19 protein-coding genes and 1 pseudogene are annotated in these 20,657 nt (G+C 71.3%); 9 read left to right on the top strand and 11 right to left on the bottom strand.

Features of this window, described 5'->3' with window-relative positions; all coding sequences use genetic code 11:
* Positions 1–48 precede the first annotated feature (48 nt).
* From ABIA32_RS14060 to ABIA32_RS14050, 3 genes are read left to right on the top strand one after another with little or no spacing between them, the layout of a single operon-like run.
* The gene (locus tag ABIA32_RS14060; protein ID WP_370095138.1) at positions 49–1,185 is read left to right on the top strand and encodes a dihydrodipicolinate synthase family protein; all 1,137 of its coding nucleotides are present in this window, start codon (positions 49–51) and stop codon (positions 1,183–1,185) included.
* Positions 1,182–2,060: a sugar phosphate isomerase/epimerase family protein gene (locus ABIA32_RS14055; protein WP_370094710.1), complete on the top strand. Its 879-nt coding sequence runs from the start codon at positions 1,182–1,184 to the stop codon at positions 2,058–2,060. Before ABIA32_RS14060 ends, ABIA32_RS14055 begins: the two co-directional genes overlap by 4 nt.
* A complete protein-coding gene (locus ABIA32_RS14050; protein WP_370094708.1) occupies positions 2,051–3,871 on the top strand; it encodes a beta-galactosidase family protein in 1,821 nt (606 codons plus the stop codon). The genes ABIA32_RS14055 and ABIA32_RS14050 overlap by 10 nt, the downstream gene beginning before the upstream one ends.
* A 38-nt stretch (positions 3,872–3,909) precedes the next feature.
* Here the strand turns inward: ABIA32_RS14050 and ABIA32_RS14045 are convergent, their stop codons facing one another.
* From ABIA32_RS14045 to ABIA32_RS14030, 4 genes are all read right to left on the bottom strand, one after another.
* Complete coding sequence (locus ABIA32_RS14045; RefSeq protein ID WP_370094706.1) at positions 3,910–4,581, bottom strand: thymidine kinase; 672 nt, start codon at positions 4,579–4,581, stop codon at positions 3,910–3,912.
* A complete protein-coding gene (locus ABIA32_RS14040) occupies positions 4,574–5,758 on the bottom strand; it encodes an alkaline phosphatase family protein (protein WP_370094704.1) in 1,185 nt (394 codons plus the stop codon). The genes ABIA32_RS14045 and ABIA32_RS14040 overlap by 8 nt, the downstream gene beginning before the upstream one ends.
* A 131-nt stretch (positions 5,759–5,889) precedes the next feature.
* Positions 5,890–6,480 (bottom strand): DUF5998 family protein, encoded by a 591-nt coding sequence (locus tag ABIA32_RS14035; protein ID WP_370094702.1) that lies wholly within the window; start codon positions 6,478–6,480, stop codon positions 5,890–5,892.
* Between the two features lie 31 nt (positions 6,481–6,511).
* Positions 6,512–9,244 carry a GNAT family N-acetyltransferase gene (locus ABIA32_RS14030; protein WP_370094700.1) on the bottom strand — a complete coding sequence of 911 codons (2,733 nt, stop codon included), beginning with the start codon at positions 9,242–9,244 and terminating at the stop codon, positions 6,512–6,514.
* 231 nt (positions 9,245–9,475) lie between these two features.
* Between ABIA32_RS14030 and ABIA32_RS14025 the strand changes: the two genes are divergently transcribed.
* Complete coding sequence (locus ABIA32_RS14025) at positions 9,476–9,754, top strand: HPr family phosphocarrier protein (RefSeq protein ID WP_370094698.1); 279 nt, start codon at positions 9,476–9,478, stop codon at positions 9,752–9,754.
* Between the two features lie 270 nt (positions 9,755–10,024).
* Here ABIA32_RS14025 and ABIA32_RS14020 read toward each other — a convergent pair whose 3' ends face one another.
* From ABIA32_RS14020 to ABIA32_RS14005, 4 genes are all read right to left on the bottom strand, one after another.
* Positions 10,025–10,522 carry a TetR/AcrR family transcriptional regulator C-terminal domain-containing protein gene (locus tag ABIA32_RS14020; RefSeq protein WP_370094696.1) on the bottom strand — a complete coding sequence of 166 codons (498 nt, stop codon included), beginning with the start codon at positions 10,520–10,522 and terminating at the stop codon, positions 10,025–10,027.
* A gap of 91 nt (positions 10,523–10,613) precedes the next feature.
* Positions 10,614–10,829 (bottom strand): hypothetical protein, encoded by a 216-nt coding sequence (locus tag ABIA32_RS14015; protein ID WP_370094694.1) that lies wholly within the window; start codon positions 10,827–10,829, stop codon positions 10,614–10,616.
* A gap of 40 nt (positions 10,830–10,869) precedes the next feature.
* A complete protein-coding gene (locus tag ABIA32_RS14010; RefSeq protein WP_370094692.1) occupies positions 10,870–11,118 on the bottom strand; it encodes a hypothetical protein in 249 nt (82 codons plus the stop codon).
* Positions 11,119–12,107: 989 nt separating this feature from the next.
* Positions 12,108–12,506, bottom strand: coding sequence for a cupin (locus tag ABIA32_RS14005; RefSeq protein WP_370094690.1), 399 nt, complete (start codon positions 12,504–12,506; stop codon positions 12,108–12,110).
* A 159-nt stretch (positions 12,507–12,665) separates the two neighbouring features.
* Between ABIA32_RS14005 and ABIA32_RS14000 the strand changes: the two genes are divergently transcribed.
* The 3 genes and pseudogenes from ABIA32_RS14000 (at position 12,666) to ABIA32_RS13990 (ending at position 14,216) form a co-directional block, all read left to right on the top strand.
* Positions 12,666–13,367, top strand: coding sequence for a TetR/AcrR family transcriptional regulator (locus ABIA32_RS14000; RefSeq protein ID WP_370094688.1), 702 nt, complete (start codon positions 12,666–12,668; stop codon positions 13,365–13,367).
* 113 nt (positions 13,368–13,480) lie between these two features.
* Positions 13,481–13,834, top strand: a pseudogene (locus tag ABIA32_RS13995) (class I SAM-dependent methyltransferase); the annotation flags it as partial.
* Positions 13,835–13,922: 88 nt separating this feature from the next.
* A complete protein-coding gene (locus ABIA32_RS13990) occupies positions 13,923–14,216 on the top strand; it encodes a hypothetical protein (protein ID WP_370095165.1) in 294 nt (97 codons plus the stop codon).
* Between the two features lie 164 nt (positions 14,217–14,380).
* Here the strand turns inward: ABIA32_RS13990 and ABIA32_RS13985 are convergent, their stop codons facing one another.
* Positions 14,381–16,168: an AMP-binding protein gene (locus ABIA32_RS13985; protein ID WP_370094685.1), complete on the bottom strand. Its 1,788-nt coding sequence runs from the start codon at positions 16,166–16,168 to the stop codon at positions 14,381–14,383.
* Positions 16,169–16,376: 208 nt separating this feature from the next.
* Positions 16,377–16,754, bottom strand: a complete 378-nt coding sequence (locus tag ABIA32_RS13980) for a YrdB family protein (RefSeq protein ID WP_370094683.1) — start codon at positions 16,752–16,754, stop codon at positions 16,377–16,379.
* A gap of 309 nt (positions 16,755–17,063) precedes the next feature.
* Between ABIA32_RS13980 and ABIA32_RS13975 the strand changes: the two genes are divergently transcribed.
* On the top strand, positions 17,064–18,236 hold the full coding sequence (locus ABIA32_RS13975) for an ATP-grasp domain-containing protein (RefSeq protein ID WP_370094681.1): 1,173 nt from the start codon (positions 17,064–17,066) through the stop codon (positions 18,234–18,236).
* Here the strand turns inward: ABIA32_RS13975 and ABIA32_RS13970 are convergent.
* Complete coding sequence (locus tag ABIA32_RS13970; protein ID WP_370094679.1) at positions 18,143–18,970, bottom strand: alpha/beta hydrolase; 828 nt, start codon at positions 18,968–18,970, stop codon at positions 18,143–18,145. The two genes, ABIA32_RS13975 and ABIA32_RS13970, sit on opposite strands and share 94 nt — an antisense overlap.
* A 147-nt stretch (positions 18,971–19,117) precedes the next feature.
* Between ABIA32_RS13970 and ABIA32_RS13965 the strand changes: the two genes are divergently transcribed.
* A complete protein-coding gene (locus ABIA32_RS13965) occupies positions 19,118–20,554 on the top strand; it encodes a glycosyltransferase family 39 protein (RefSeq protein ID WP_370094677.1) in 1,437 nt (478 codons plus the stop codon).
* Positions 20,555–20,657: the final 103 nt, after the last annotated feature.

Raw genomic sequence — 20,657 nt, 5'->3', positions numbered from 1 at the left:
TTGCCCTCCCTTCTGCTTCCGCTTCGCGGCGTCGCCACCCGCTACGAACTGCACGACACCTCGGCCCTGCTCGCGACGCTCCCCGCCACAGCACCACCCGCCCGCAGCCGGACCGTCTTCGCCGCCGCCCACGTGGTCGCCGATCCCGCACGGCCGAACGGTCCCGGCCTGCCTGCCGCCCTCGACTGGGACGCGACGCTCGCCTTCCGGCACCACCTGTGGTCCCTGGGCCTCGGCGTAGCCGACGCCATGGACACCGCCCAGCGCGGCATGGGCCTGGACTGGCCCGCCACCCGCGAACTGATCGAACGCAGCGGCGCGGCGGCACGGGACGCCGGTGGACTGATCGCCTGCGGCATCGGCACCGATCAACTGGGCGCGGCGACGATCGGGGACGCTCATTCGCTCAAGGCGATCATCGCCGCCTACGAAGAGCAGTGGGAGGTCGTCGAGGGCGCCGGCGCGCGCGTGGTGCTGATGGCCAGCCGCGCCCTGGCGCGCGCAGCCGCCGGAAGGCCCGACGACTACGCCGAGGTCTACGGCCGACTGCTCGCGCAGTCGGCGCAGCCGGTGATCCTGCACTGGCTCGGCACGGCTTTCGACCCGGCGCTCGCCGGCTACTGGGGCTCGGACGACCTCGACCGCGCCACCGAGCAGGTGCTCGCGATCATCCGCGACCACGCGGACAAGGTCGACGGCATCAAGGTCTCCCTGCTCGACGCCGACCGGGAAATCGCACTGCGCCGAGCGCTCCCGGACGGCGTGCGCCTCTACACCGGCGACGACTTCCACTACCCGGAGCTCATTGTTGGCGACGAGCAGGGCTTCAGCCACGCGCTGCTCGGCGTCTTCGATCCGCTGGCCCGCCACGCCGCCGCCGCGCTGGACGCGCTGGACCGGGGCGACGCGGCCCGCTACCGGGCGATCCTCGAACCGACCGTGCCGCTGGCCCGGCAGGTCTTCGCCGCGCCGACCCGCCACTACAAGACCGGCGTCGTCTTCCTCGCCCACCTGGCCGGCCACCAGGACCATTTCACCATGGTCGGCGGCGAGCAGGAGAGCCGCGAGGTCGCGCACCTGGCACAGCTGTTCGTGCTCGCGGCCGAGGCCGGTGCGCTGCCCGACCCGGACCTGGCCGCCGACCGTATGCGCACGTTCCTCGCCACGAAGGGCTTCGAGCAGTGACCGCCAGTCCCGCGACCCCCCGCGCGCATTCTCCCCTGCTCCCCGGCCCCGGCCTGGAGCTGCTTGCCCTGAACACCGCCACGACCAAGAACTGGACCCTCGCCGACGCCGTGGCCGGCTGCGTCGAAGCGGGCATCGCGGGGATCGGCCTCTGGCGCGACCGGGTCGCCGAAACCGGACTCGACCAGGCCGCGCGCCTCGTGCGCGACGCCGGACTGACCGTCACCAGTCTCTGCCGTGGTGGCTTCTTCGCCGCGCCCGACGCCATCGAGGACAACCGGCGGGCCGTCGACGAGGCGGCCGCGCTCGGCACCGACACCCTGGTCCTGGTCTGCGGCGGACTGCCCGACGGCAGTCGCGACCTCCCGGCCGCCCGGCGAACCGTCGCCGAAGGCATCGCCGCCCTCGCCCCCTACGCCGAGGCACACGGCGTCAGGCTGGCGATCGAGCCGCTGCACCCGATGTTCTGCGCGGACCGCGCCGTCGTCTCCACCCTGGGCCAGGCCCTCGACCTGGCGGAGCAGGCCGGTCACGGTACCGGCGTCGTCGTCGACACCTACCACGTGTGGTGGGACCCGGAGTTGGAGACCCAGATCGCGCGCGCGGGCGCGGCGGGACTCATCCACGCCTTCCAGGTCTGCGACTGGCTGCTGCCGCTGCCCGCCGACGCCCTGCTCGGGCGGGGCCACGTCGGCGACGGCTCGATCGACATCCCACGGATCGCGGCGCTCGTCGCGGAGGCCGGGTACCAGGGCTGGACCGAGGTCGAGATCTTCAACCAGGAGGTCTGGGACACGCCCGGCACCGAGACGCTGCGGACACTGACCGAACGTCACCGCCGCTTTCTGGCCGCAGGGGCGCCCGCATGCCACTGACTGTGACGAGCAGCACCACCGGCACCGGCTTCCTCAGGAACGGCGTCCCGCACCAGTTCGTCTCGGCCGCGGTGCACTACTTCCGGATCCATCCGGACCAGTGGCGCGACCGCCTGCTGCGACTGCGCGCGATGGGCGTCAACACCGTCGAGACGTACGTCGCCTGGAACCTGCACGAGCGCGAGCGCGGCAGTTTCGACTTCAGCGGCTGGCAGGACGTCGCCGGCTTCGTCCGGCTCGCGGGCGAACTGGGTCTCGACGTGATCGTCCGGCCCGGCCCCTACATCTGCGGGGAGTGGGAGTTCGGCGGCCTGCCGGCCTGGCTGCTGGCGGACAGGTCGATCCGCCTGCGGCTCAGCGACCCCCGCTTCCTGGCGGCCGTCGACTCCTGGTTCGACGCTGTGCTGCCACAGTTGACGCCGCTCCAGGACGACCGGGGCGGACCGATCGTGGCGATGGGGGTGGAGAACGAGTACGGCAGCTACGGCAACGACACCGACTATCTGGCCCACCTGCGGGACGGAATGCTCGCCCGCGACGTCAGCTGCCTCCTCTTCACCGCCGACGGCGCCGAGGACCGGTTCCAACTCGGCGGGCGACTGCCGGGGGTGCTGACCACCGGCACCTTCGGCTCCCGGCCCGAGGAGGCGTTGGACTGCCTGCGCCGACACCAGCCGCAGGGCCCGCTGGTGTGCATGGAGTTCTGGGACGGCTGGTTCGACCACTGGGGCCGACCGCACCGGGTGCGCGATCCGCGCGACGCCGCCGAGGCGCTGGACGCGCTGCTGGCGACGGGCGCCTCGGTCAATATCTACATGGCGCACGGAGGCACCAACTTCGGCTGGTGGAACGGCGCCAACCACGACGGAGCCGACTACCTCCCCACCGTCACCAGCTACGACTACGACGCGCCGGTCGGCGAGGCCGGGGAGCTGACGCCGAAGTTCCACGCCTTCCGCGAGGTGATCGAGCGCCGCATCGGCCCCGTCCCGCACCCGCTGCCGGCGCCGCTGCCGCGCCTCGCCTCCCAGGCGGTCGTGGCCACCGGCCGGGTGGCGCTCCGCGATTGCCTGGACGAGCTGGGCAAGCCGGGGCAGTGGCTGGAGCCGGAGCCGATGGAAACGGTCGGGCAGTCGCTCGGCCTGATCCACTACCGGACCCGCCTGCGCGGTCCGCTCACCACGACCGAACTGCGCGTGGACGGTCTCGCCGATCGGGCGCAGGTCTTCCTCGACGGCGAGTCGATCGGTGTGCTCGAACGAAACCGACCCGAGCAGTCGATCGCGCTGAGCGTCCCCACGAGCGGCGCCGAACTGGAGCTGCTGGTCGAGAACCAGGGCCGGATCAACTACGGCCCGCTGCTCGCCGACCGCAAGGGCATCACCGGCGGCGTACTCCTGGACGGGCGGTACCAGTTCGGCTGGGAGATCCGCCCGCTGCCGCTCGACCCGCTGCCGGAGCTGCCGTTCCTGCTGGACCGACCTGGCCGACCGGGCCGGCCTGACCGGCAGGACGAGGCGACGGGCACGGCCGGTCCGGTCTTCCACCGCTTCGAGCTGGACATCCCGGCCCCCGCCGACGGCTTCCTCGCGCTGCCCGGCTGGACCAAGGGCGTGGTCTGGCTCAACGGCTTCACGCTCGGCCGCTACTGGGAGATCGGCCCGCAGCACACCCTCTACGCCCCTGCGCCGCTGTGGCGCGCCGGACGCAACGAGGTGGTGGTACTGGAACTGCACGAGCCCGGCACCGCGCTGGAGCTCCGCGACGAACCCGACCTCGGCCCCACGGAGACCGCACGCTGCGACTTCTGACCTGCCTGAATCGTTCAGGCCGGGACGATCCGGCCTGATCAGGCGTCAGATCGCTGCCCCGAGGCGCTCTCGAACGGAAGCACGTCCGGCGAGAGCGCCCCGGCGCGGGCCGTCGCCGCCGTCATCCGCCGCCGGTGGTGCCTCCGGCACAGCACCTCGTATCCCACCTGGTCCTCGTTCACCGCCACGTCCCCGATCACCACCTGCGCGCCCTCGACCACCATCACGCCGCCGACGGTCCGCGCGTTGTGCGTCGCCCGCGCCCCGCACCAGCAGAGCGCCTCCACCTGGAGCACCTCGACTCGGTCGGCCAGTTCGATCAGCCGCGCGGAGCCGGGGAAGAGCCGGGTGCGGAAGTCGGTGGTGATACCGAAGGTGAACACGTCGATCGACAGGTCGTCCACGATCCTGGCCAGTTGATCGACCTGCTCCGCCTCGAAGAACTGTGCCTCGTCGCAGATCAGGTAGTCGATCCGGGCGCCGGCCGAGAGCAGCGCCACCACGTGCGCGTGGAAGTCCAGGTGGTCGCCGACCTCGACCGCCTCCGTGCTCAGCCCGAGCCGACTGGAGAGGATCGCCGAACCGGCGCGGTCGTTGCGGGTGAAGATGATCCCCTGCCGCCCGCGCGCCCGGTGGTTGTGGTCCATCTGCAGCGCCAGCGTCGACTTTCCGCAGTCCATGGTCCCGGAGAAGAAGATCAGATCAGCCACGACGGACCTCCAGCAGCGGCACCAGCTGCTCGCCCGGGTGCATGGACCCGTGCAACCCGACCATCGACGACTCCCCCGGCTCCCTGCGCGTGGCGACCACGGCGGCCTCCGCGGCGGCGACCGCGACGACGTCGCCGATCCGGCCGCGCACCCGCTCGTCCACGACGGGCCCGAACCAGCCCGCCTCGATCGCCTCCTCGCGCGAGGCGATCCAGAACCTGTCCCCCAGCTGCTCCCGCCAGGCCGCCAGCACCTCGGCCTCGGCCCCCGGCTGGGCGTAGACGTGCCGCGCACGTCCCTCCCCGCCGAGCAGCAGCACGCCCTCGCGCAGCTCCTGCTGCTCCGGCGCGTCGAAGTCGACGCGCGCCCCCGCTCCCGGATCGGTCGGGATGTCGACCATGCCGTGGTCGGCGGTGACGTAGAGCGCGGAGCGCGGCGGCAACTGCTCGGCGAGACGCTGCGCCAGCCGGTCCACGACCATGAGCTGCCCGCGCCAGGCGTCCGAGCCGACGCCGTGCCGGTGGCCCATCGCGTCGAGTTCGCTGTAGTACGTGTAGACCAGGGCCCGGTCAGTGGCCGCCAGGCGCTCGGCGGCCAGGTCCATCCGCTCCTCGCCGGTCAGCCGGCCGAGGAACTCACCGCCGGAGAGCGCGACCTCGGTCAGCGGGGTGAACTCGAACATGGGCGAGGAGACCTGGCAGGTCGAGATGCCCGCCGCATGGGTCCGCTGGAAGACGGTGGGGTACGGCTGCCAGCTGCGCGGCATCACATGCGGCTGCCAGCGCAGCTGGTTCATCAGCCGCTTCTCGCCGGGGATCCGGACCAGGTACCCGGCCAGCCCGTGCTCGCCAGGCGGCCGCCCCGTCCCGAAGGACGCCAGGCTGGTCGCGGTGGTGGAGGGAAAGCCGACGGTCAGCGGACGACCGCTGCCTGCGAGGGAGCTGGGCAGCAGCGAGGTGAGGAACGGCGCCTCGTCCGGGTGACTGCGGATCAGTTCCCAGCCCAGTCCGTCGACCAGGAAGACGCAGACCCGGTCCGCCTGCGGCAGCTCAAGACCGGTCCCGGGCACACCGTCGGTCCCGGTCAGGCCGAAGCCCGCCGCGATCGCGGGCAGGACATCAGCGAGTGAGGCCGAGCCGTAGGCGGGTACCGGCGCGGCGGAGAGAGGGAGAGTCATCAAGTCGTTTCTGTGCTGGCGTCGTCGCTGTTCTGGCGTCGTCTGCCTCGGAGGGCCCGGACCGGTGCGGCCTCGGCCCGGACAGCCTCGGCGTGGGCAGCCTGTGGCCCGGGCAGCCTCGGCGTGGGCCGTCACTCCGGCGTGCGGGCCGTGGCCTCCGACAGTGCCTGCGCGAAGGCGAGCGCCTGGGCCACGGTCTCCGGACCGTCGCCCGCCTCGCTCACCCGCAGCGACAGGTCGTCGGCCGTCGCGGATCCGGTGTAGCCGTGATCGGCGTCGCAGTTCGGGTCGCCGCAGGCGGCGGGCTCCAGGTCGATCCGGGAGACCGCGCCCCAGCCGATGGTCAGCACGACCTCGCGTGGCAGGGTGCCGCGGGTGTAGTTCTCCGGGTTGGCGACGACGCGGCTGACCACGACCGAGGAGATCCGGCCAATTTTGACGCTCTCGGTGGAGGTGGTCGCGTACGGCACCGGGGAGGTGTCGTCGGCGCCCTGCTCATCGGTGTGGCTGACGATGAACCGGGTGTCGGTCAGCACCAGCACCGTGACGTGCCGGCGCACCTCGTTGGCGTCGAAGGTGGTCTCCTGGTGGACCAGGAAGGCGTCGACAACGTCGCTGCCCACCGCCTGCTCGACAGCCTCGGACACGAGGGTCGGGTAGTAGCCGCTGCGCTCGATCGCGGAGCGCAGCCCCTGGGTGGTGGTCGTACCGGTCTTCGCCATACCTACCATCCTGGCACGACCCGGGCCGGACTCATGCCAGCGCGCGCGGCCCCAGATCCGTCCGTGCGGGCAGCCGGGCCAGTCGGACGCCCGCACCCAGCACGCTCAACCCACGCGGAGCGACCAGTACCGGTTCCAGGGTGAGCGAGGCAACCTCCGGCAGGTCGTCCACCAGCTGGGACACCCGCAGCAGGAGCTCCTCCAGCGCGCCGGTGTCCACGGGCTCAGAGCCGCGCCAACCGAAGAGCAGCGGGGCGGCCTTGACCTCGCGGATCAGCGAGGCGGCCTCGGCGCCGGTGGCCGGAATCAGCCGGTGCCCGACGTCCCCGAGCAGCTCGGACGCGACCCCGGCCAGCCCGAAGGAGAGGATCGCCCCGACGGCGGGGTCGACGCTGGCGGAGATCGTGACCTCGACGGCCTGGTGCGCGTCGGGCTGGTGCGCGTCGGGCTGAGGTGGTTCGGCCTGCTGTGGGGCGTGCGGTTCGAGCTTCACGCCGTAGCAGGCGAGCAGGCGCGTCGTGATCCCCGCGTCGAGCACCGCCTCACGCCGATCCCTGCCGCGCGCCTCCCCACTGCGCGCCTCGCCACCGAGCGCCTCGGCGACGATCGCGCGCGCCTGCTGCTCGGCGACGTCCTCGAAGTCCGGGAAGGTGCGCTCCACCGCGCTCTGAGCCCGCCATGCGGCGTAGCGCACCGCGTGCGCGAGCGCCCGCACCGCCCGCTCAGGCCGCGGATAGCCCGGCACCCGCCCAGCGCCGTCGCCTGTCGCCCCGCCGTCACCCGCCACCCCGTCCGGCCCGGTCCGAGCCACCTGGTCCAGCAGCTCCGGCATCGCCAGGTGCACGATCAGCAGCGGCTTTCCCGCTTCGCGGGCCCGGTGGGCCGACTCGCGCAGCGCCGCGGCGAACGGAGCCGTGTCGAGCAGTGGCGCGCGGTCGGGCGTAGGTGCGTGCGCGAGCAGGCCCGAACCGGGGAAGTGCGGGAAGCCACCCGCGCCGATCGGCGGGATCACCACCGCGACCACCGCGTCACTGTCCGGTCGGTCGATCGCGGCCCTCAGTCCGCGACGGAAGTCCTCCGGCCCGGCGCCGGTCGTCAGGTCGTGCGGCAGCAGCGGCTGGAGCCCGGCGCTCAGCGCGGCGTCGTGGGTGAGCAGGCCGAGCGAGTCCGAGTTGCCGACGATCGCGATCCGGTCCCCGGGGGGCAGCGGCTGGTGGGCGAGCAGGTCGGCGGCGTCGTAGAGCTCGGTGATGGTGTCCACGCGGATCACCCCGGCCTGCTCGAAAAGGGTGTCGACGGTGCTGTCCGCCATTCGGGTGACGATGCCGGCGTGGCCGGCCGGGATGCTCCGGGTGTCCCGGCCTCCCTTCACCACGACCAGCGGCTTCCGGGCCGCCACCCGCCGGGCCAGCCGACTGAACTTCCGCGGATTGCCGAACGACTCCAGATAGAGCAGCGCCACTCCGGTCGCCTCGTCCTCCTCCCAGAACTGCAGCAGGTCGTTGCCGGAGACGTCGGCCCGGTTGCCGGCGGAGGCGAAGGTGGAGATACCCAGTCCACGCCGGTGCGCCGCCTCGAGCAGCGCGGCGCCGATCGCACCGGACTGGGTGAAGATCCCGAGCGGTCCCGCGCCAGGCAGTTGCGGCGAGAGGGAGGCGTCGAGACGCACCTCAGGGTCCGTGTTGATCAGGCCGAACGCGTTCGGCCCGAGCACCCGCATGCCCGCCGCGCGAGCCTGCCCCACCAGCTCACGCTGGCGCGCGCGCCCGTCCACCCCGGTCTCGGCGTAGCCGGCAGTGATCACCACCAGTCCGCGTACCCCGGCGGCCCCGCAGTCGGCCACCACACCCGGCACCTGCTCGGCCGGCACGGCCACGACGGCGAGGTCCACGGGGTCCGGCACGTCCCCGATGCGCGCGTGGACCGGAACCCCGTCCAACTCGGTCAGCGGCGCGCCCGGTCGACCGGCAGCTTCCTGACCGCCCGCCTCCTGACCGCCCGCCTCCTGACCGCCCGCCGCCGCCTCGCCCGCCGCGCGGTTGATCGCGTACAGCTTCCCGGTGAACCCGCCCGTCACCAGGTTGCGCAGCAGCGTGCGGCCGACGCCGACCGGGTTCCGTCCGGCCCCGATCACCGCGACCGAGCGGGGTGCGAACAGCCGCTGCATCGATCGCGCCTCGGCCCGGTGCTCGCGCGCCCGCATCACGGCGAGGGAGTCCTCGGTCGGCTCGAGGTCCAGCTCGAAGTGGAGCACTCCGTCCGTGAAGCTGCGCCGCTGGGTGTAGCCGGCCTCCGTGAAGACCTTGGCCATCTTCCTGTTGTCCGGCAGCACCTCCGCCGAGAAGCGCCGGATGCCGCGCTCCCTCGCGCAGGCGGCGATGTGTTCGAGCAGCGCCGAGGCGACGCCGCGCCCCTGATGCGCGTCCTGTACCAGGAAGGCGACCTCCGCCTCCGTCCCCGAGCCGGAGGGCCGTCCGGTCGCGTCGATCCGGTCGTACCGGACGGTGGCGATGAACTCGTCCCGCACCAGAACGGCCAGGCCGACCCGGTCGACGAAGTCGTGGTGGGTGAAGTGCCGCACGTCGCGGGCGGACAGCCGGGGATAGGGAGCGAAGAAGCGGTAGTACTTCGACTGGTCGGAGACCCGCTGGAAGAAGGCCACCAGCCGGTCCGCGTCGTCCGGGACGATCGGCCTGATCCGGGCCGTGCCGCCGTCGCGCAGGACGATGTCGGCCTCCCAGTGGGCCGGGTAGCTTTCGCTCACGTGCCCAGGTTATCCGCCGTCGCGGGCGGGTAGCGTGCGACTCAGGCAGGGTGGGCAAGGCGGGACGAAAGGCCTGAATCATGGCCGAACCAGCCCTGAACGCCTCGTTGCGTCGGAGACCGTGCGAGAATGGTCTAGACAACATCTGGAACCCGCGATCCAGCAAAGATCACATTGTTCCGAATATTCTGAGTTATCCGATTTACTTGCACCTCGCGAAAGGCACGCACCATGGCTGAGCGCCGCGTCACCATCGGCTGGCCCGAGGGCCTGCACGCCCGTCCCGCCTCCGTCTTCGTCCGCGCCGCAGGCGCCGTGGGCGTTCCGGTGACCATCGCCAAGAACGGGGGCGACCCCGTGAACGCCGCGTCGATGCTGGCACTGCTGGGCCTGGGCGCCCAGGCCGGCGAGGAGGTCGTGCTCGCCTCCGACGCCGCCGGCGCCGACGCCGCGCTCGACCGCCTCGCGAAGCTGGTCTCCGAGGGCCTGGACGAGCTGCCCGCCGCCTGACACCTCCGCTCGGCAGTCCCACGAGGGCCGCGTCGCTCCCCCGGAGCGACGCGGCCCTCGCGCTTGCGTGCCTCGTGCGCGCGGGGCGTTGCGCGCGCGGCGCGCTTGACTGACCGCACCGCGCTGCGGACTCCGTGAGTCGTTCCTCTCGCCGAAGTCGATCCACGTTCAGTCAGAAGCCGTGGCGCCCAGTCTGCATGAGCGGTTTGCCCGCGTCGGGGCAAGACCGAAAGCGGCTGCCGTGCTGCCGCAGTGGAACGTCAGGAAGACTTAAGCCCTGCCAACGGCCATGGCCTGCGTGAGCAGGCCATCGACAAACGCCTCGAGCCCCTGGGGATAGGTCTCCCGCGAGGCCAGCGCCGGCCACTGGTCACCGAAGGCAGAGAGGCGCGGCAGACGCGAGGTGTCGAGCCCGCTGAAGAAGGTGTCGGCGGACTCTTCGACGCGAGCCCGTCGGCGATCGGAGTGGGCTCGGACGAGGATTTCGCCGACGGTGTAGTACCAGAGGCTACGGAAGACATCGACGGCCTGCTCAGGCGTGCAGCCGTGGTCGATGGCTCCGACCACGATGGTCTCGACCGCCCACAGCGCCGACTCGCCGAGGCGGCCCAGGAAGCCGTCAGCCGTGAGGATCTCCGCAGCCCCCGGCCAGGCAGCGAGAGAGTCGTGGATCGCGTTGGCGGCCGCGATGACGCGCCCCCGCGGATCCTCGGGCAGCGTGGGGCGGAGGGTCTGCTCGGCGTGTTCGTCGCCCGCCGTGCAATTCATCACAAGTCAATGTGCGATTTTCACAATGACTCGGTAGCCCAGCCCATTGTCGTCGGCGCCCGCGGCCGCGCTCAATGAGAAAGGACCGATATCACCGATCATCAGGAGTCCGCCGATGCTCGCGGGTCAGCTCGTCCCACATCGGTGTGCCGGCCAGCGTGGTGAGGGACTCGCTCATCCACGGCAGGTCGGGCTCGATGGACTCGGGCCAGTCGAACATCGCGTAGGGGTTGTAGTACCCGGATTCTGCCAGGTTCTCAAGCCGGTCAAGTTCGAGCACGATGGGCTCGATCTCACGTACCGCCATCTTCCTTCGTCCCTCCAGTCGGAGCAGTTCGGTGAATCCGTCAGCGCAGCGATCGAATGTCCGCGCGCACGTGGACGGGCGTTCCCGAACCACAGGCGTGGGCGCCGAAAGACGCCTGACCGGCAGCGGTCGACGGGATCACCTTGTTGTAGACCGACCCGAGGCAGAGGTCCTGGAAAGCCCCGGTGTCCGCGGAGAGTCGCGCGGCCAACTGGGCCTTGGCGATGTCGACCGTCCGCAGACCGCCGTCCTCGTCCTCGACCTCCACGCACGCGTGCGGCAGATCCATGGCGCCACCGAGCACGCCGCAGAACCAGCCCCGCTTCGCCTGGGCGCGGTAGCCGGCGGCCCGGAAGGCGTCCGCCCAGGAACAGGCTGGCCGCGATGCAGCTGGTCGCCCCCATGGAGTGCACCAGCTCGTAGTCGGCCCGCATGGGCACGGGGAGCATCTGCCAGCGGTAGCCGGCGTCCAGGTAGTCCTGGACCAGCCGCCGCAGCACCGGCGAGGCCAGCGGGGTCCGCGCACCAGAGGTGGTGACCCGGGCCGTGTACTCCGCCGAACCCGAGCTCGCGGACGGTTCCACGACATCGTCCAGGCGTCCGCCGAAGCGCTCCACGTCCGGCCCCTCGAAGCGCCATGGCGCTTCCCCGGTGCAGTCGACGCACTCCAACCGGACCCGGAAGTCCCAGGTCTTCGGGCGCAGAAGGTCGTCGACGGGCCGACCGGCGAACCGGAAGAGCATGCGAAAGGCGAGCTCCGGCTGCGTCGTCGACTTCTTCGAATACATCCCCAGGTTGTAAAGATCGTTCGCATCGAAGTGGCGGATGCCGGCCCGGTCCGCGAACGGCAGACCTACGGCGACCAGCCGGTCGATCTCCGGAGACCCGCAGCCGAGCATCTCCCGGGCCACCGATTCGGACTGGGTCTGCTCGGCGTACTGCGCCGGAACGAACTCGATGGAAGACGCCACTTCTTCCCACGGCGTGACTACAACTACAGCTTGGTGCGGCACACCCTGTCTCCCCCGACGAAATGCATGCGCGGAATAGCGGAACGGCCTGCGGCACAATTCGCTGGAAAGAATCCGCCGGCCCGTCTCCCCGGATTTCAAGAGAGCGATATCGACCCTAGCAGCAGGAAATCAGGGGGCGACAGCTTCACTTCACATCCGTCAATGTGCGTTCTGCACGGGCGGGATAGAGAAATCCATGTCCGCCGGCTGCCGGGCGGCGGGGCTTCGGCCTTGATGGCCGACCCCGCCGCTGCGACCCGTCAGCTCATACGGTGCGCTTCTCGTGGCGGGTGCCGTGGCGAGGCGTGATCGTCATCAGGTCGCTGGGGGCGTCCAGCTCCAGGCGGTGCCAGCGCCCACGGGGGACCACCGCGGCGACGCCCGCCGGCAGCCGCACCATCTCCTCGGCGGCACCGGGCTCGGTGGGACGCAGATACAACCGGAGGGTGCCGGTCACGCAGCACACCACCTCGTCGGCGTCAGGGTGCAGCTCCCAGTGGTCGGCATGGAGGTCGGCGTCGGTCTGCGCGCGGAAGGCCGCGATCTGCCAGGCACCTTGGTCGCCACCGGCCATCGACCCCTCAGCGGGTTGGACACCGGTGTCGGGGTGGATCTGCAGCGCGGAGACGAACAGGTCACAGGTGGGGATCGGCGTCGTCGTCATGAGGGTGTTCCTTCCAACTGGGTCTCCGGGGATGCGGCGGATCGCAGGCCGGATGCGGCGGCCGGACGGCGGCGGGGCATGACGCCACCGCTTTTTATACATGTAAGGAAAATACGCTGCGGAGATCGCCGCTGTCGACACTTCGGGGATGATGAGGGAATGCCAGAACCGTCCGCACCGCGCAGAGCCCCCGGCCGACCTCCCCGGATCTCCCGCGAGGAGGTCATCCAGACCGCCCGCCGGATCGTCGACACGGAAGGCGTGGACCGGCTGACCATGCGGCGGCTGGCCGCGGAGATCGGCAGCACGGCGATGGCGCTCTACCACCACGTCCTCAACAAGGAGGAACTGCTCGTCCTGCTGCTGGACGACTACGCCGCGCGCAACCTCCACCGCCCCGATCTGCCCGCCCGCCCCGAGGAGCGGGTCATCGCCGCCGCCGGCGCGATCCACGAGGCCCTCGCCGACTGCCCCTGGATCGTGGACGTGATCACCGCCGACGACCTGATGTCCACGTCCGTCCTGTGGTTCGTCGAGCAGATCATCGAGGGCCTGATCGCCTGTGGTCTCCCTCCGGACCAGGCCGTCCACGGGTACCGCGCCATCTGGTACTACACGGCCGGAGAGATCGTGGTGCGCACCACGGCGGCCCGGCGGCGCCAGGACGACGACCGCCCCGCCTACCGCGACCGGGTCTTCGCCGACATCGACCCGAGCGAACTACCCCACCTGGCCCGACTCGCAGACCGCTGGCCGTCGCTGACAGCCCAGGACACCTATCGCGCGGGGCTCCGGTCCCTGGTCAACGGCCTGCTCGCCGACCGCCGACGACCCACCGGAGACACAGCCGGGACGGAGTAGGTGCTCGATCCGGTGTACTCCGAGCCGGCCTGGGTAGCCGAAACATCCACACCATTCGAGGCGCGCCGTCCGATCCAGCACCCGATCGCACCGAAGACCGAGAGACGAGCGAGATGGCAGCGAGCAGCTACGACACGAAGACCGCGGCCGCGTACCGGGCCTCGCGAGAAATCCCCCGCGAAGGCCTCGGGGCCTGGCGGGAAGCGATCACCGAGGAGGTGCACCCACAGCCCGGCCAGACAGTGCTCGACGTCGGCGCCGGCACAGGCGCGTTCGCTGCCGCCTTCGCCGAGTGGTACGAGGTGCGCGTGCTTGCGGTCGAACCCGCTGCGGCGATGCGCGCCCTCATCGAAGCCGCGCCGGGCCGCATAGAGCCGCTCGACGGCCGCGCCGAAGCGCTCCCCGTGCCGGACGCGAGCGCTGACGCCGCCTGGCTGGGCTCGGTCGTTCACCATCTCACGGACCTGGAGGTGGCCGCCCGGGAACTGCGCCGGACGCTGCGGCCGGGGGCGCCCGTGCTGATACGCAACACCTTCCCCGGACGCTGCGTCGCGGGTGCGTTTCTTCCCCGAGACCGCCGCCGGTATCGACGACTACCCCTGCGTCGAGGATGTGACCGCAGCCTTCGCCAAAGCAGGCTTCCGCCGGACCGCACTTCGCGCACTCCCACAGCAGTCGGCCCGGACGCTCGGCGAGTACGCCGACCGCCTGAACCGTGACGCGGACTCGAAGCTGCGCGCTCTCGATGACGACGTCTACCACCGCGGCCTCGCCCGCCTGCGCGCGGCCGCCGCCGCAGACCCGGAGGAACCGGCCATCAGCTGGATGGACCTCCTCGTCCTGCGCTGAGACACGCGACGTGGACGGGCCCCTCACCGACCGTCATCCTGCGTGCACGCCTCGGCGCCGCTCCTGCCGCTCCTGCCCTCGTAACGGCCCGCCGCACCACGATGTCCCGTGCTGACACGGGCCGGCGAGGGCACACTGGGGTTCGAGGTCAGCCTGATCGTGGCTCAGCCGTCCTTGACGCCGGGGAAGTCCTCCTCCCAGAACTCGCGTTCTGCGCGGGGCGGACCGTCGGGGTTGCCGGAGTTGCTGATACTCCCCCCGGCCTGGTGCCGCTCCTGTTCCCGGCCGCGTAGTTCGATGCGCCGGATCTTGCCGGAGATGGTCTTGGGGAGATCGGTGAACTCGAGGCGGCGGATCCGCTTGTAGGGGGCGAGCCGCTTCCGGGTCCAGGCGAGGATGGAGTGGGCGGTCTCGGCGTCAGGCTCGTAGCCGGGGGCCAGGACGATGTACGCCTTGGGCACGGAGAGTCGCAGCGCGTCGGGCGAGGGGACGACCGCGGCCTCGGCCACCGCCGGGTGCTCGATCAGCACGCTCTCCAACTCGAACGGCGACAGCCTGTAATCGCTGCTCTTGAACACGTCATCCGCGCGGCCGACGAACGTGTAGTAACCGTCAGCGTCGCGCTGCGCGACGTCTCCGGTGTGGTAGCGCCCGCCGGCCATGGATTCGGCGTGACGCTCGGGATCGTCCTGGTAGCCGTCCATGAGCCCCAGCGGCCGGCCGGCCAGCGGCAGACACAGTTCCCCGTCGACCCCTTCACCCGTCACCTCTGCACCGGTGATCGGATCCACCAGCACCACCTCGTAGCCGGGCAACGGGCGGCCCATGGATCCTGGCCTGACCAACTGTCCCGGCGCGTTGCCGATCTGCGCGGTGGTCTCCGTCTGCCCGAACCCGTCCCGCAGGGCCACGCCCCAGGCACGCTCGATCTGCTCGACCACCTCGGGGTTCAGCGGCTCACCGGCCCCGACCAGCTCGCGCAGCGGAGGCCGCCACTGCCTCAGATCCTCCAGCAGCAGCATTCGCCACACCGTCGGCGGCGCACAGAACGAGGTCACCTGGTAGCGGACCAGCGCGTCCAGCAGCGGCCGCGCCGAGAAGCGGGGCTGATTCACGATCAGAATCTCGACGCCGGCGTTCCAGGGAGCGAAAAAGTTGCTCCAGGCGTGCTTGGCCCATCCGGGCGAGGACACGTTCAGGTGCACATCACCAGGCCGCAGCCCGATCCAGTACATCGTCGACAGGTGCCCCACCGGATAGGAACGGTGGGTGTGCTGCACCAGCTTGGGCCGACTCGTCGTGCCCGACGTGAAGTAGAGCAGCAGCGGGTCCTCGGCCCGGGTCGGCCCGTCGGGGGTGAAGCCCGCCGGCGCGTCGGCGGAGTCCGCGTACGGGAGCCAGTCGGCGACCGGCTCGCCCACGGCGATCCGGGTCCACGCGCCCTCGATCGCGGCGAAGCCGCCGGTCAGTCCGGACTCGGCGACGACGTGCCGGACCTCTCCGCGGTTCACGCGGTCGGCGAGGTCCTCGGGCGAGAGCAGCGTGCTGGCGGGGATGACGACGGCGCCGAGCTTGATTGCGGCCAGCATCACCTCCCACAGCGCCACCTGATTGCCGAGCAGCAGGAGCACGCGGTCGCCGCGTGCCACACCGAGGCCGCGCAGCCAGTTCGCGACCTGGTCCGAGCGGGCGCTCAGCGCGGCGAAGCTCAGCGCGGTCTCGCGCAGCAGCGAGCCGTCCGCGTCGAGGTCGACTACGCGCAGGCCCACCGCGTGGTTGTCCTCGGCCTCGACATCGAACCAGTCCAGAGCCCAGTTGAAGTGCTCGCTCTCCGGGCGCGGAAAGGCACGGGCGGCGACCAGGTCACCGCGATACCGCAGCAGGTGATCCCGGGCAGCAAGGAAATCGCGATACGCGGCCGAATCGCGCGCAGCAGTGGTAGCCGGTGCCATATGTCCGTCCCCAGTCGTCTCTCGGCCCGGCCGCCGCCATCGCCCGACCATGGCTTCAGCGGCACGCTGCCAGCCTCCTGAACACCGGTCAAGAGCGCACCACCAACAGCCCCCGCCAGATTCCGGACGCTACCCGACTGGACCACACCCAGGCAGCCGACCGCCGCGAGGGCAGCCCGGCGCAAGAACCCGCGGCGCGGGAGCCGGGTCAGTCGGCCCGGGTCCCGCGCTGACGGGCCATGGCCTCGCGATCGGCCGTGGCGAGCGCGGTGTTGATCAGCGCGACCACGCCGAGGACGAGCCCGAAGGCGTGCGCGCCCGTCACGTACACCGCGGCGCTCGCGAGCGCGAAGACCAGCACCTTGTAGCAGAGCACCAGGAGCAGCGGCACCCGGTACTTCGCGCGCGGCGCCGCGATCATCCCCCAGGTCCAGGCCATGAGCGCCGGGGCGCCGAGACCGAGCAGCAGGTGCACCACGATGCCGGAGCCGGCATGGAACCCCCACCAGGCCAGCGCGCCGAGCGCCACCAGCTCCACAGCGAAGGCGAGCCCCTCGTTGACGTAGTGCAGCGGCTTGGGTACCACGGTGTGCTCCTCCGTCTGGTCGGGCAAACACATTCGAGAGCAGTGCTCTCGAACAAGAACAGTGTGCGCGCGGCCGTGGCAGCAAGTCAAGAGCAGTGCTCACGATTGTGAGCGGCGGTCACGAATCCCCATCCGCGCAGCTCGCCACGGACACGTGTACGCGCCCCGTGTTAACGCCCGATGACAGCTGAACTCCCGCGCGTCCACGCACTCGCGCTACCCCCTCCCCACGTGATCTGATACGCCCACGACCCGCGCGGAGCGCCCGGTCGACCCCTATCTCTTTCGGCCTTCGTCCCGGAGACCTGCGTGAACGACTCCCTGCGCATCTGGCTGAACCGCACCTACGCGGAGAACGCCTTCTTCATCGGCCTGCTCCGGAACAACCCGGACGCACGGCCCGTCACCGTTCACGCCACCCATATCGATCCCGACTCGCCCGTCCTCCGCGCCGCCGACGTCCCCGGCCTCGAACCCGACGGCCTCTCCCCCGCCGCCTACGTCGAATTCGCCCTCGACTACTGCGCCCGCCACGACATCCGGCTCTTCCTCCCCCGGCTGCACCAGCACGCCGTCGCGCTCCAGCGCGATGACTTCGCCGAACTCGGCACGACGGTGCTGACCCCTCCGGCCCAGGCCATCGAGCTGTTCGCCGACAAGGCCGCCGCCTACCTGGCTCTCGCCGAGGCGGGCCTGCCCGTGCCGCCGTGGTGGCGGGTCCGCGACGCCGCAGGCCTGCTGGCCGCAGTCGAGCAGATCGAGGCGGCCGGCGACACCCCCTGCCTCAAGCCCGTGACAGGCGCCGGCGGCGAGGGCTTCCGGGTACTGACCCGCAAGCCGTTCAGCCTCTCCCGGCTCGCGGGCTCCCCGAGTTGGCACGTCACCCTGGACCACGTGCTGCAGGCGCTGGAGGCCGCCGAGCGTGACGGCCGCTCACGCCCCGTCGACTGGCTGGTGATGCCGCACCTCGCCGGGCCTGAGGTCTCCGTCGACTGCCTCAGCGGCCCGGACGGCAGCCTGCGCGCCGCCGTCGGCCGCACCAAGGAGGGCCGCCGTCGCGGCTTCACGCTCGACGGCGCCTATCTGGAGCCCGCCCAGCTCCTCGCCGAGACCTTCGGCCTGGCCTTCCTGACCAACATCCAGTTCCGCCACCACCACGGCGTGCCGGTGCTGCTGGACATCAACACCCGCCCCTCCGGCGGCCTGCACCAGCTGTCCCGCTGCGGCCTCAACCTCCCCTGGGCCGCCATGCGCCTCGCTCTCGACGAGCAGCCGGGCGACCTCACCGTCACCCGACTCGGCGACGACTACACCCTCATCTCCACTCCGTACCCGGCCCTCGCTCCCAGCCACGTCCTGACTCCCCCGGCCGGCCTGCCCATCCCCGGTCAGCGCGCCGAAGCGGAATCCGAGCCGAGCACCGGGACCGCCGACGAGCCGAGCCTTGAGCCCAACGCCGAGGCCGGGTCCGCCGTCGGCTGAGCCGTTGCGGCGGCCGCGTCAGCCGTGACAGCCGCGTCAACCAGCGCGCGCACGGTCACCATCCCGCCTTCGTGGGCGTGTCCCGCGACGGCGGGGCGGCAGCGTCGCAGCTCCGGTGCGTACTCCGCCATGACCACGCCCGCGTGGTCCGTCGGCGTCTCCGTGTAGACGACCGGCCAGTCGTGCTTCTCCAGCGCCGCTGCGAACTCCCTGGAGCAGCGCACGTCGACGACCGAGTCGGCCGAACCGTGCACCAACTGCACCGGCAGCGCAGGCTCCTCCGTCACCAGCAGATCCTCACAGGCAGGCGGCCCCATCCGGGGATCGTTCGAACTGAGGTAGTTCCCCGCGATCCCGACCACCGCCGCCGGACGCCACCCGTCCCACGCGGCCGGTCGCAGCACCGTCGCCAGCGCCGCTCGCGCCCCCAACGACCAGCCGGCCAACACCGCCCGCCCCGCGTTCCCACCCCAGCCGGCGGCCCGGCGACGCAGGAACTCGACCGAGTCACGCAGGTGCGCCCAACCGCCGTCCTCCGCGTCAGAACGCCAGTCAGGAACGACGACGAGCAAGCCCTGCGCGGCGGCCTCCTCGGCCAAGGCCCCCAGCACGTCCCGCTCCTGCGGACCGCGTCCGTGCCAGAGGAGAACGGTCCCGGCGGGCTCGTCCTCCGGCATATGGACATCCAGCAACTTGCCCCCCGACCCGTACCGCAGGCCGCTCACCACCGGCATCGCTCTGGCTCCTCGTGTCGCGCGCTGCACCGTCGTCCCGTCCCCTGACAGGGCTGCAGTTGACCACCAGCATGCCCCACGGCCCCTACGCCACACCGCTTCGACGGCCCCATTCACACAGGCGCGCGACGCTGTCACCCTGACGGGGTGACCCCGAGACTCGCCTGGGCCCGGATCGCACCACCCCTGCTGCTTGCGGCAACCGTCCTGCTCGCCACCGCAGGCCGCTACGGCTACCACCGCGACGAGCTGTACTTTCTCGTCGCCAGCCGCCACCTCGCCTTCGGCTACGACGACCAGCCTCCACTCGTCCCACTGATCATCCGACTGGAGACCGCGATCGGCGGCGACTCGGTGCAGGTGATCCGCGTCGCACCGATGCTCTTCGCCCTCGGCCTCATCCTGCTCGCGGCCCTCTGCGCCCGCGAGTTGGCCGGTGACGACCCGATCCGCTCACGCCGCGCCCAGGGCCTGGCCGCACTCGCGACCGCCTGCAGTTTGCTGGTGCTCTTCGGTGGCCATCTCTTCGTCACCTCGACGCCGGACTTCTTCTTCTGGACGCTGATCCTCTGGCTGGTCCTGCGCTACCTGCGTACGCGTGACGACCGGCTCTGGTACGCGATCGGCGCGGCGGCCGGCGTCGGCACGCTCAACAACAACCTCATCGCCGTGCTCGCCCTGGCCCTCCTCCTGGCGGCGCCCCTGACCGGCCAGACCCAACTCCTGCGACGGCGCGCAGTCTGGGGCGGTGTGGCGCTGGCCCTCGTCATCGCCTCGCCGGACCTGATCTGGCAGGCCACCCACGGCCTTCCTGAGTTCCGGATGGCCCGTCACATCTCCAGTTGGGACGAGCGCATCCAACTGATCCCCTTCCAGCTCGAGACCGGCACGGCGCTGAGCTGGGTCTGGATCGTCGGTTGGTTCCGCCTTCGGGCGGACCAGCGGTACCGGCTGTTCGCCTTCGCCTACCTGCTGACGCTGGCCTTGGTGCTGGTGACCGGCGGCAAGCGGTACTACCCGGCTGGGTGGTACCCGTTGCTGCTGGCAGCGGGCTCGGTCTGGTTGGCCGATCAATGGCCCCGTTGGCGCACGACGTTCGTGGTGACGGCGGTGATCGGCGCTCTCGTCGCGCTGGTGACAGGTCCACCGGTTCTGCCCATCTCCGTCTACCGACATCTCACCGGCCTCAACGGCGAGAACGCCGAAACCATCGGCTGGCCCCGCTTCACCGACACGGTGGCCACCGTCTACCGCGCCCACCCGGGCGCCACGCTGCTCGCCGAGAACTACGGCGAGGCCGGTGCCCTCGCCCGCTACGGCCCCGCCCTCGGCCTCCCGACCGCCTACGCCGACCACAACGGCTACGCCCGCTTCGGCCACCCGACGGGGGTGTCGGCGACAACAGTCGCCGTGGGCTTCAAGCCCGGGGTGCTGGACCGGTACTGGAGCTCCTGCGTGGTGATCGCGCGGATCGACAACGGCGTCGGTGTCGCCAACCAGGAGCAGCGCCGGACGGTGCAGGTCTGCACGGGTCAGCGGGAGCCGTGGGAGCAGATCTGGCCTGCGATGCTGCGCTATTCATAGGCCGGAACGCGTGTGGGCGTGCCGGTGGGCCGCCTGGTGGGGCGGCTCGTCGGCACGCTGGCTCGTTATCGGGGGTATCTGGTGTTGGGGGGTGGTGGGGTGT

This window comes from Streptacidiphilus sp. MAP12-20, assembly GCF_041262525.1.
In the GTDB taxonomy this organism is placed as follows: domain Bacteria; phylum Actinomycetota; class Actinomycetes; order Streptomycetales; family Streptomycetaceae; genus Streptacidiphilus.
This window is presented reverse-complemented; position numbering and strand designations above follow the sequence as displayed.